Source organism: Streptomyces sp. NPDC060209, from assembly GCF_042728155.1.
Lineage (GTDB): Bacteria > Actinomycetota > Actinomycetes > Streptomycetales > Streptomycetaceae > Streptomyces.
Window position 1 is genome coordinate 21,193 of record NZ_JBHWZS010000077.1, and the last position, 10,460, is coordinate 31,652.

Annotated in this window: 8 protein-coding genes; 5 read left to right on the forward strand and 3 right to left on the reverse strand. The window is 73.8% G+C overall.

From position 1 onward, the window contains the following. Positions 1–22: 22 nt before the first annotated feature. On the reverse strand, positions 23–2,080 hold the full coding sequence (locus ACFWFI_RS17190; protein ID WP_387390506.1) for a HelD family protein: 2,058 nt from the start codon (positions 2,078–2,080) through the stop codon (positions 23–25). A gap of 368 nt (positions 2,081–2,448) precedes the next feature. Here ACFWFI_RS17190 and ACFWFI_RS17195 point away from each other — a divergent pair, with 368 nt between their 5' ends. Beyond that, positions 2,449–2,640 carry a hypothetical protein gene (locus tag ACFWFI_RS17195; RefSeq protein WP_387390508.1) on the forward strand — a complete coding sequence of 64 codons (192 nt, stop codon included), beginning with the start codon at positions 2,449–2,451 and terminating at the stop codon, positions 2,638–2,640. A 28-nt stretch (positions 2,641–2,668) separates the two neighbouring features. On the opposite strand, the gene ACFWFI_RS17200 is transcribed toward ACFWFI_RS17195, so the two are convergent. Further along, positions 2,669–4,312, reverse strand: a complete 1,644-nt coding sequence (locus tag ACFWFI_RS17200) for a DNA repair helicase XPB (protein ID WP_387390510.1) — start codon at positions 4,310–4,312, stop codon at positions 2,669–2,671. Positions 4,313–4,699: 387 nt separating this feature from the next. On the opposite strand from ACFWFI_RS17200, the gene ACFWFI_RS17205 reads away from it, so the two are divergent. Further along, a complete protein-coding gene (locus tag ACFWFI_RS17205) occupies positions 4,700–5,485 on the forward strand; it encodes a uracil-DNA glycosylase (protein ID WP_387390512.1) in 786 nt (261 codons plus the stop codon). 21 nt (positions 5,486–5,506) lie between these two features. On the opposite strand, the gene ACFWFI_RS17210 is transcribed toward ACFWFI_RS17205, so the two are convergent. Beyond that, positions 5,507–7,972, reverse strand: coding sequence for a helicase C-terminal domain-containing protein (locus ACFWFI_RS17210; protein WP_387390514.1), 2,466 nt, complete (start codon positions 7,970–7,972; stop codon positions 5,507–5,509). A gap of 63 nt (positions 7,973–8,035) precedes the next feature. Here ACFWFI_RS17210 and ACFWFI_RS17215 point away from each other — a divergent pair, with 63 nt between their 5' ends. From ACFWFI_RS17215 to ACFWFI_RS17225, 3 genes are all read left to right on the forward strand, one after another. Continuing rightward, positions 8,036–9,157 carry a hypothetical protein gene (locus ACFWFI_RS17215; RefSeq protein WP_387390516.1) on the forward strand — a complete coding sequence of 374 codons (1,122 nt, stop codon included), beginning with the start codon at positions 8,036–8,038 and terminating at the stop codon, positions 9,155–9,157. Positions 9,158–9,259: 102 nt separating this feature from the next. After that, positions 9,260–9,841 carry a sugar O-acetyltransferase gene (locus ACFWFI_RS17220; protein WP_387390518.1) on the forward strand — a complete coding sequence of 194 codons (582 nt, stop codon included), beginning with the start codon at positions 9,260–9,262 and terminating at the stop codon, positions 9,839–9,841. A gap of 11 nt (positions 9,842–9,852) precedes the next feature. Beyond that, positions 9,853–10,398 carry a TetR/AcrR family transcriptional regulator gene (locus tag ACFWFI_RS17225; RefSeq protein ID WP_387390521.1) on the forward strand — a complete coding sequence of 182 codons (546 nt, stop codon included), beginning with the start codon at positions 9,853–9,855 and terminating at the stop codon, positions 10,396–10,398. Positions 10,399–10,460 lie beyond the last annotated feature (62 nt).

The following is a 10,460-nucleotide window of genomic DNA, read 5'->3' on the forward strand; positions in this document are numbered from 1 at the left end:
ACGGGCGGGCACCCGGACGGTGTCAGCCGAGCTGCTCCGGCAGCGGTGCCGCGTGAAGGACCACGAGGCCCGAGACGGCGCGGGTCAGGGAGACGTACAGGCGGCGCAGGCCGGTGCGCTCGTCGGGTTCGCCGTCGACCACGGCCGCCGGTTCGTCCAGTACGACGTAGTCGTACTCCAGACCCTTCGCCAGTGAGGCCGGGACCAGGGTCAGCCTGGATTCCGCCGTCGTCTCCTCGCCGGGGGAGAGCCAGCTGTGGCCGGCCGCCGACAGGGCGGCCGACAGGGCCGGGATGCGGGCGTCGGCCGCGATCAGGCCGATCGAACCCTCATGGCGCAAGGACTCCTCGCACGCCGTGACGACGGAGGTGTCCAGCTCCTCCGCCGCCACCTCGCGCACCGCGAGGGAGCCGGGCGCCTCACGCACCGACTCCACGGGGGCGAGGCCGGGCGAGATCGCGGGGAGCAGCCGGGAGGCGTACGCGATCACCTCGCGCGGCACACGGAAGCCGGCCGTCAGCTCCTCCACCACGGCGTCCGCCTTGCCCAGATGGAACAGCGCCTGTTCCCAGCTCTGCGTCGACCACGGCGTCGTCCCCTGCGCCAGGTCGCCGAGCACCGTGGCCGAGCCGGTCGAGCAGCGGCGGCCCACCGCGCGGTACTGCATGGGGGACAGGTCCTGCGCCTCGTCGATGACGACATGGCCCAGCGAGTGCGTCCGGGCCACCAGGTCGGCCGCCTCGTCGATCAGGACCGCGTCCGCCGCCGTCCACTTCGCCGACTTCACGCTGCGGGCCGGCTTGGCCATCAGGACGTGCTTCTGCTCCTCGCCGGTGAGGATGCCGTCCGCGTGCGCGGCCAGGAAGTCCGCGTCCGTCAGGAGCCGCAGCACGAGCTTCGCCGGGTCCACGGCCGGCCAGATGGCCTTCACGGCCGCCTTCACCGCCGGATTGCGCGCCACCGCGTTCTGCACCCGGTCGTCCGGCGCCTCGCCCGCCTCCTCCATCCGTACGAGGACGGCGTGCGCGATGCGCTGCGGCAGGGCCTCGTGGGCGGCTCCGTACCGCATGTCGCGGGCCAGCAACTCGTTGACCATCTCCTCGACTTCGTACGCCGGGACGCGCCAGCGGCGGGAGCCGCGCACCACCACGACCGTCTCGGCCGGAGGCGTCACGTGGGAGCGGATCGCCCGCCGCAGGACATCCGCCATGCGGGCGTCGCCCTTGATCACGGCGGCGGCGGACTCATCCGTGCCGAGCACGTCGACGCGTGCCGCCACCAGGTCCTCGACGGTGGCCTGCTGCACCTCCAGCTCGCCGAGCGCGGGCAGGACCTGCTCGATGTAGTGGAGGAACGACCGGTTCGGGCCGACGACGAGGGTTCCGGTGCGGGCGAGGCGCTCGCGGTGCGCGTACAGGAGGTAGGCGACCCGGTGCAGGCCGACGGCCGTCTTTCCGGTGCCGGGACCGCCCTGGACACAGACCGTCCCGCCGAGATCGCTCCGGACGATCTCGTCCTGCTCCGGCTGGATCGTCGCCACGATGTCGCGCATCGGGCCCACACGGGGCCGCTCGATCTCCGCCTGGAGGAGCTTGCTGGTCTGCTCCTCCTCCGCCGGGTCGCTGAGGCGCTCGTCCTCGTACGCGGTCAGCTCCCCGCCGGTGTAGCCGAAGCGGCGGCGGCGGTCGACGTCCAGCGGGTCGTTCCTGGAGGCCCGGTAGAACGGCTGGGAGACCGGCGCACGCCAGTCGATGACCATGGGATCGCCGTGGGCGTCGTGGACATGGCGGCGCCCGATGTAGAACTGCTCGCCCTCGGCCCCTTCCGCCTCCTGGGCGCCGACCGGGTGCCGGTAGTCGAGGCGGCCGAAGAACAGCGGGGTGTGCGAGAGGTCGGCGAGCGCCTTGATGCGGTCGTCGATCTGGGCCTGCAGCACGGCGGCGTTGACCCAGTTCGCCGTGACGTCACGGATGTCGAGGGCCTGCACGTCCTCGCGCATGGCGCGCAGTGCGGCACGGGACGCGGCGAGGTGGTCCCGCTCCCTGACCAGTGGATTGCTTGACTCTTCGTGCGCGGGCACGGTGTTGCCTCCGGCTTTTCGACGCAGGACGGCGGACAGGGCTCACCGCCCGGTCCGCACGGGGACGTTCACACGCAGATGCGCACGCCGGTGGGCGCGTGCGGCTGTTGTCGTCGGCCGGTTTCCGTCCGGTCGGCGGCGCTCCCCCGGCTGCCGGCCGCTCGTAGGGCTGGCCGGTACCACGGTGCGGGAGGCGGGCAGACCGGCGATTGTATCGACCGCGGTCCCCGGGGGCGAACGAATTACGGGCGGGCGTTCCCGTCCCTCCCGTAGGGGACGGCATGCGACTTTCGGCCGATGCCCGTACCCCCGGGCTTCGGCCCGAAGGCCGATGCCGGGACGCGTGCGACCGGAGCACCATGGAATGCATGAGCACCGTTTACCTGAACCCGCACAGGACCGGCCCCGCGCACGGCGCGACGGCAGCCACCGGTCAAGCACGCAGCCACCGCATGGGAAACGCGGTGCGCGCCGTCTCGGTCTTCGCACGCACCGCGTTCGGTGTGGCCGTCCTCGGCGAGTACGCGGAGGAGGCGGGAGTCGTCCGCCGCCACCGCTGAGTCCCGGAGGACCCCGCCCTGATCCCGGTCAGCTCTCCGTCAGCAGCTCGTCCGCGTCGACGATCCGGTAGGCGTACCCCTGCTCGGCCAGGAACCGCTGGCGGTGCGCCGCGAAGTCCTGGTCGATCGTGTCGCGGGCGACCACCGAGTAGAACCGGGCCTCGTGCCCGTCCGCCTTCGGCCGCAGCACCCGGCCGAGCCGCTGCGCCTCCTCCTGGCGCGAGCCGAAGGTTCCCGACACCTGGATGGCGACCGTCGCCTCCGGAAGGTCGATCGAGAAGTTCGCGACCTTCGACACGACCAGCACGCTGATCTCGCCCTCACGGAACGCGTTGAACAGCTTCTCCCGCTGCGCGTTGCTCGTCTCGCCCTTGATCACCGGGGCGTCCAGGTGCTCGCCGAGCTCGTCGAGCTGGTCGATGTACTGCCCGATGACGAGGGTCTGCTCACCCCGGTGCTTGCGCACGAGCGCCTCGGTGACCTTCCGCTTCGTCGCGGTCGTCGCGCAGAACCGGTACTTCTCCTCGGGCTCGGCCGTCGCGTAGGCGAGGCGCTCGGAGTCCGTGAGGTTCACGCGGACCTCGACGCAGTCGGCGGGCGCGATGTAGCCCTGCGCCTCGATCTCCTTCCACGGGGCGTCGAACCGCTTGGGCCCGATGAGCGAGAAGACGTCCGACTCGCGCCCGTCCTCGCGCACCAGCGTCGCCGTGAGCCCCAGCCGACGGCGGGCCTGGAGGTCGGCGGTGAACTTGAAGACGGGTGCGGGCAGCAGGTGCACCTCGTCGTAGATCACGAGACCCCAGTCGCGGGAGTCGAACAGCTCCAGGTGCGGGTAGATCCCCTTACGGCGGGTGGTCAGCACCTGGTACGTGGCGATGGTGACCGGCCGGATCTCCTTGCGCGTACCGCTGTACTCGCCGATCTCGTCCTCGGTCAGCGAGGTCCGCTTCACCAGCTCGTGCTTCCACTGCCGGGCGGAGACGGTGTTGGTGACCAGGATCAGGGTGGTCGCCTTGGCCTCGGCCATGGCACCGGCGCCGACCAGCGTCTTGCCGGCGCCGCAGGGGAGGACGACGACGCCCGAGCCACCGTGCCAGAAGCCGTCGACGGCCTGCCGCTGGTACGGGCGCAGCGCCCAGCCGTCCTGGTCGAGCTCGATCGGGTGCGCCTCGCCGTCGACGTATCCGGCGAGGTCCTCGGCCGGCCAGCCCAGCTTCAGCAGCGTCTGCTTGATCTGCCCGCGCTCGGAGGGGTGCACGGCCACGGTGTCGGGGTCGAGGCGCGCCCCGACCAGCGGCTGGACCTTCTTCGAGCGGAGGATCTCCTCCAGCACCGGCCGGTCGTTGGACGTCAGCACCAGCCCGTGGACCGGGTGCTTGGACAGGGTGAGGCGGCCGTACCGCGCCATCGTCTCGGCGATGTCGACGAGGAGCGCGTGCGGCACGGGGTAGCGCGAGTACTCCACGAGCGCGTCGACGACCTGCTCGGCGTCGTGTCCCGCGGCGCGGGCGTTCCACAGGCCGAGCGGGGTCACCCGGTAGGTGTGGATGTGCTCGGGTGCACGCTCCAGCTCGGCGAAGGGGGCGATGACACGACGGCAGGCCTCGGCCTGGTCGTGGTCGACTTCGAGGAGCAGCGTCTTGTCGCTCTGGACGATGAGGGGTCCGGTCACGCGCGTCGGCCCTTTCCGGCGTGGGGTGGCCGCCCGGATGCGAACGGCCAAACGTCCAGTGTGCCTCATCGGCCGCGAACGGGAGGGGCCCGTGCGCGGCTCCGTACCGCGTCGTCGTCCGGGCGCTCGTGGTGAGGAGGGCGGGCGTCCGCTACGTGACCGGCGGCTCCGGAAGCGGACACCGGGCGTACGTATCGTCGGACCGCCTGTGACGCACGTCATGGCGCGACGGCGTCCGTCCCCGCGGGACGGAAACAGCGGGTGGAGTGGGATGACGGGGTCGCGCGGCGCATCGAGACCGTGCGGGCGTCCGCCGGCCGCCCGTTCGCACCGCGGTAGCCGCGCCGGACCGCGATCATGAGGCTGTCGAGCCCGTAGCGTGGCGGGATGGACGACACCGAGCCGGCGGGTGCGGCGCCCGGCCCCGACGACCGGGAGTTCCCGGCGCACCACGCGCCCCGGTGCGCCGGGCTCGTTGAGCTGGACGAGCTCGTCACGCGGTGCCGCGCCTGTCCCCGGCTGGTCGCCTGGCGGGAGGAGGTCGCCGAGGTCAAGCGCGCGGCCTTCCGGGACCAGGACTACTGGGGGCGGCCCGTGCCCGGGTTCGGGCCCTCGGACGCGACGGTGGCGGTGGTCGGGCTCGCGCCCGCCGCGCACGGGGGCAACAGGACCGGCCGGATGTTCACGGGCGACGCGGCCGGCGACTTCCTCTTCACCGCGCTGCACACCGTGGGGCTCGCGTCGCAGCCGTCCTCCGTCCACGCGGAGGACGGGCTCAAGCTGCGCGGCGTGCGGCTCACCTCACCCGTGCACTGCGCGCCCCCGGCCAACAAGCCCACTCCAGGGGAACGCGACACGTGCCGGGCCTGGCTGTCGGCCGAGCTGGACCTGCTGAGCCCGGGGCTGCGCGCGGTGGTCGTGCTCGGCGGCTTCGGCTGGCAGGCCCTGCTTCCGGCTCTGGTCGGGGCGGGCCGGCAGCTGCCGCGTCCACGGCCCGTCTTCGGCCATGGCGCACACGTCGTGCTGCCCGCCACGGACCGCAGGCAGGAACTGCACCTGCTGGGCAGCTACCACCCGAGCCAGCGCAACACGTTCACGGGCCGGCTCACCATGCCGATGCTCGTCGACGTGCTCCGCGAGGCCGCGGTGCTCGGCGGGCTCCCGGTCTCCTGACCGCCCGTCGGAGGGCGGGCGTCAGGTCGTCTGCTCGTCGGCGAGCTCCGCGACGCCCGTGATCCGGTGCAGCGGATACGTCCGCACCTCGTCCGCCGTGTGGTCGTACGCCGTCACGAAGCCGCCCTCCACCTTGACCGGGGCGATCACACGCTGGCTGGCCGCACCGTCCGCGTTGACGTAGCCGATCCAGACCGCCGAGCCGGTCATCGCCGCCGCCTGCACCGTTGCCAGGGTCTCGGCGGGGGTCGTGCGGGGGAGGGAGCCCGCGGTGGCCGTGTCCGGGGCGTCCTTGTGGACGGCTCTGGCGGCCGTGTCACCGGCCCGGACGGCCCGGACCGCGGCGGCCAGCAGAGTGGCGTCCGGGACCGGAGGGCCCTCGGGGACGGGGGTGGGCGGCGTACGGGGCGGGGTGCGGCGTGCACCGGCGCGGGTGATCAGGACATCGCCCTCGGCGGATTCGGCGGCCGGTGCGTACCCCATCTCGCGCAGCCCTTCGAGGAGCGACCCCGGGTCGGCCTGCGAGGCCAGGACGGTCGGTGCGAGCCGGCGCAGCCGCAGGGTGGCCGAGCGCTTGTCGGCCAGGATCTCGTTGAGCACGGCCTCGTCGTCGCAGCGGACGTAGGCGGAGGCGGCGCCGATCCGCAGGTGGCCGTGGCGGCGCGCCACGTCGTCGATGAGGTAGCTCAGCGGCTGAGGCACCGGCGTTCGGCTGTGGGTGGCCAGGAAAGCGTGCAGGTCGGTGGCGGCCCGCCCGGCGTCGAGCGCGCGGCGGACGGAGCCGGGGGTGAAGCGGTAGACCGTCGCACCGCCCTTGGACTCGATGTCGGCGAGCACCGAGAGCATGTCGGCGAGCGGGCGCTCCAGCGGGCCGGGGGCGACGGCCGTCAAGTCGGCCTGGAGGAGTACGTGGTCCAGGGGCTCGGGGATCAGCGGGGCGAGGCGGGCGGCGGCCTCGTCGGGGCCCTCGTCGAGCAGCGCGCGCGCCTGGGAGGAGAGCGCGCCGCGGCCGGTGATCCCGAGCAGTTCCGCCTCGTTGGCCGTCCACAGGGCGAGCCGGGAGCGGAGGTCGGACGCGTCGCCCGGGGCCGCCGGCCCGCCAAGCCCCGATGTGCGCAGCGGCCGCTCCCAGCGGAGCCTGGCGAGCAGGGTCTGCGGATCGGGTGCGGTGCCCGGAGGGAGCGAGGCGAACAGGGCGAGGACCCGGCGGCGTACCTCGGGCGCGGCCGAGCGGTCCAGGTCGGGGCCGAGCGCGGACAGGGCCCGGCCCTTGGAGTCCTGGCCGCCGATCAGGCCCGCGGTGCGGGTGGCGGCGAGCCAGGCGGTGGCGAGGTGGGTCCAGCGGTCCTGGGCGGGCAGGTCCAGCCACTCGTCGGAGGCGGGCGTCGGCGCGTACCTCTCGTCGGTCTCGCCGTCGGGGGCCAGCAGGCCCGCAGCGTAGGCGAGTTCGATCCAGAAGGCGGCGACCGGCTCGGAGGCGTCGAGCGCGGCGGCGGCACGCTTCAGCTCGCGCACGCTCAGGCCGCCCGCGCGGAGGATGGCCGGACCGCCGTCGTTCCAGAGTTTCAGCAGCTCCTCGACGGTGGACAGCGCCATGAAGCCCTGACTCGCCGCCGCTCTGTCCACAGCCTGGGGATCCCGCTCGGCCACCGCCACGAGCGCCGGGGCCACGGGCTCGGGCACGCGGTGGGCGCGGCCGGCCCGCAGATGCAGCGCCGCCTCGCGCGGCAGGACGACGGTGCGCGTCGACACGGGCAGCAACAGCCCGCGGTCGCGCAGCCATTGCACGGGTGGGGCGGGATTCGGGGTGACCTCCCCGTAGGGCGGCCCCCAGACCAGCCGGTCGAGCACGGCCAGCGCCTCGACCGGTGCGGTGTCCAGCAGCTCCGCCATCCTGCTCCGGTCCGTGAAGAGCCCGGCCAGGGCGGCGACGGCGGACACCGGGTCGTGGGTGGCCGAGAGCCCGGCGGCGGCCAGGATCTCCTGCAGCCTGCCGGGCGACATCCCGGCCGTGGCCTCGGCGACGGTCGGGCCGAGGCCCGTGGGGGAGGGGTGTTGCGGGGACGGGGCGAGCAGCTCGCGCGCGGTGCGTACGAGGTGCAGCCGGGCGTCCTCGCCCCAGACCAGGGCCTGTTCGCGCAGCGTCGCCAGGGCGGCGGGCAGCGCGGCGGTGATCGCCGCGTCCGCGTCGCCGCGCCCGTCGCCGTCGTCCTGGCCGTCACCGGTGAGGAGCGCGAGCAGCGTGTCGTACGGAGCCGGGTCCGGTGCCACGGCCAGCGCCTCCGCGGTCTGCAGGGCGAAGCGGTCGAGGTGCTCCAGCGCGCGGACGACGGAGGCACGCGTGCCGGCCCGCGTCGCCAGCTGGGTGATGTCGTTCGGCACGGGGCTGAGCAGGTCGGGGCGGGCACGCAGCAGCCCTGCCAGCGATTCGTCGCCCCGGGCGCGCAGAGCTTCGGCGAGCGTGCGCGGTGGTGTGGTCGTCCCCATCCGTCCCACGGTAGCCGCTGGAACGCTACCGTCGGGGCAGGGCGGTGGAGGGAGACCGATCGCGTGGGCATCGAGAGCGACCAGCTCGTCTACGACTATCTCAGCCGGGTCGGTGACCTGGCGCAGCAGCAACAGCTGCCCTCGGGCGCCCGGATGAGACTCGTCGCGACGCTGCGGGGCGAGATCGACCGGCAGCGCGGCACGGACGGTTCGGACTCTCCGGCCGCGGTCCGGCGCATCCTCGGCAGGCTCGGCGCACCCGGTGAACTCGTGTCCGCGGCGGCCGAGTCGGGCGACGGGGCGGTGCCGCCGCCGTCGCCCCGCGCGGACGCGGCCACGGGTACCGCGGGTCCGCGCGGGGTGCCGCGGGCGCGGAGGGGTGTGCTCCGGAAAGACGCGTCGCGCAAGGGCGCGTCGCCGGGTGCCGCGGAGCCCGTGAGCGCGGAGCCGCCCGGACCCGTGGAGGCGGTCCCGGACTGGCCGTCGGCGGCGGCGCCGCACATGGCGGGCCTGGACCAGGCGCCGTCCGGGGGTGAGCCCGAGTGGTGGCGGATCGAGCCTGGGCCCTTCGGCGAAGGCGCGCAGGGTGCGCAGGGCGTGCCGGGAGCGATGGGCCCCGGCACGGCCGTGCCCGGGTTCGTGGGCGGGCTGGAGAGCCCGGAGCTGTTCGGGATGCCGAGCACTCCGAAGGCCCCGGGGCCGCGCGCACCGTTGGAGGCGGAGGAGCCCGAGCCGACGGCGGGTGAGGAGGAAGCCGTACCGGCGCCCGTGGCCCGGCCCCGGAGGAAGCTGCGGCTGCGTCGCCCCCGGCGGGTCGTCGCGGACGCCGAGGTGGCCGTGCGGCCCCGGCTCTCGAACCCGTTGCTGCTGCTGGCCGCCGTGCTGCTCGTGGCCGGCGCCGTGCTCGGTTCGTGGCTGGCGCTCGCGGGCGGCTGGCTGCTGGCGTACAGCTCACGGAAGTTCTCGCGCGCGGAGGCGAAATGGGTCGCGATGGGCCTGCCGGGCGTGGTCGTGGCCGGTGCCTTCGTCTGGCTGTGGGGGCGCATGGAGGGCCGCTGGGGTGAGCCCCTGGCGGAGGGCGCGATCGGCGACGAGATGACGGACGTCTGGCCCGTGGTGGTGCGGGTGGCGGCGGTGGCGTCGGCGCTGTATCTGGTGTGGCGGGCGCGCAGGCTGCCGGGGTGAGAGCGCGGCGGAGGTGCGCGCGGCGGCTGCCGGGTTAGAGCCCGACGGTGTGCGCCGCGCGGGAGTGTACGTTCGTACATCTCAGCGTGTACGCTCCTGCGCATGCCGACGGACTACTTCGCCAACGATCCGCGCACCAACCTGGAGCGCATGCTCGCGGGTGACCTCTACATCGCCGACGATCCGGAGATCGCCCTGCGGCAGCAGCGGGCGATGCGCCTCGCGGCCCGCTTCCAGGCCGCCTACACCGAGGACGCCGACGCGGCCAGGACGATCCTGGCCGAGCTGCTGGACTCCGTGGGCGAGGGCGTCGACCTGCGCCCGCCGCTGTACGTCGACTACGGCAGCAACATCACCATCGGCGCCCGCACCTTCGTCAACTACCACCTCACCGCGCTGGACGTCGCGCGCATCACCATCGGTGAGGACTGCCAGATCGGCCCCAACGTCCAGCTCCTCACCCCGACGCACCCCGTGGAGCCCGGTCCCCGCCGCGACAAGCTGGAGGCCGCGCTCCCCATCACCATCGGTGACAACGTCTGGCTCGGCGGCGGCGTCATCGTGTGCCCCGGGGTGACCATCGGCGACAACTCCGTGATCGGCGCGGGAGCGGTGGTCACGAAGGACATCCCCGCCGACGTCGTCGCCGTGGGCAATCCCGCCCGCGTCGTCCGCGGCGTCTGACCGGGCTGCCCATGGCCACCGGACGCACGGATCCGCAGCGCCGCGAGCGCATCCTCGCCGCCACGCTCGACCACATCGCCGAGGAGGGTGTCGCCGGCGTCTCCCACCGCAAGATCGCCGGCCGCGCCGACGTTCCGCTGGGCTCGATGACGTATCACTTCGGCGGCATCGACGAACTTCTGCGGGAGGCTTTCACCCGCTTCGCCGACCACATCGTGGCCGTGTTCGAGCTGCACCTCGGCCGGGTCGACACCCCCGAGCAGGCCCGTGAGGCCGTCATCGACCTCATCCATCTGCTCTCCGAAGGGCCCCGGCGGGATCTCGTACTCACCCAGGAGCTCTACACGCTGGCCGCCCGGCGTGACGAGTACCGCGAGCTCACCCACGCGTGGATGAACCGCAGCCGCCGCCTCCTGGAGCAGCACTTCGACCCGGACACCGCCCGCACGCTGGACGCGCTGATCGAGGGGCTGGCCCTGCACCGGTCCCTCGACACCGAGCCGCAGAGCCGCGAGCTGACGCGGCTGGCGGTGCTACGGATGACGTCCGGCGCCTAGACGGACGCCCCCTCGGCCGGCGCCTGCCATCCCGGCGTACGTCCCCGGAACCGCCTGTGGGG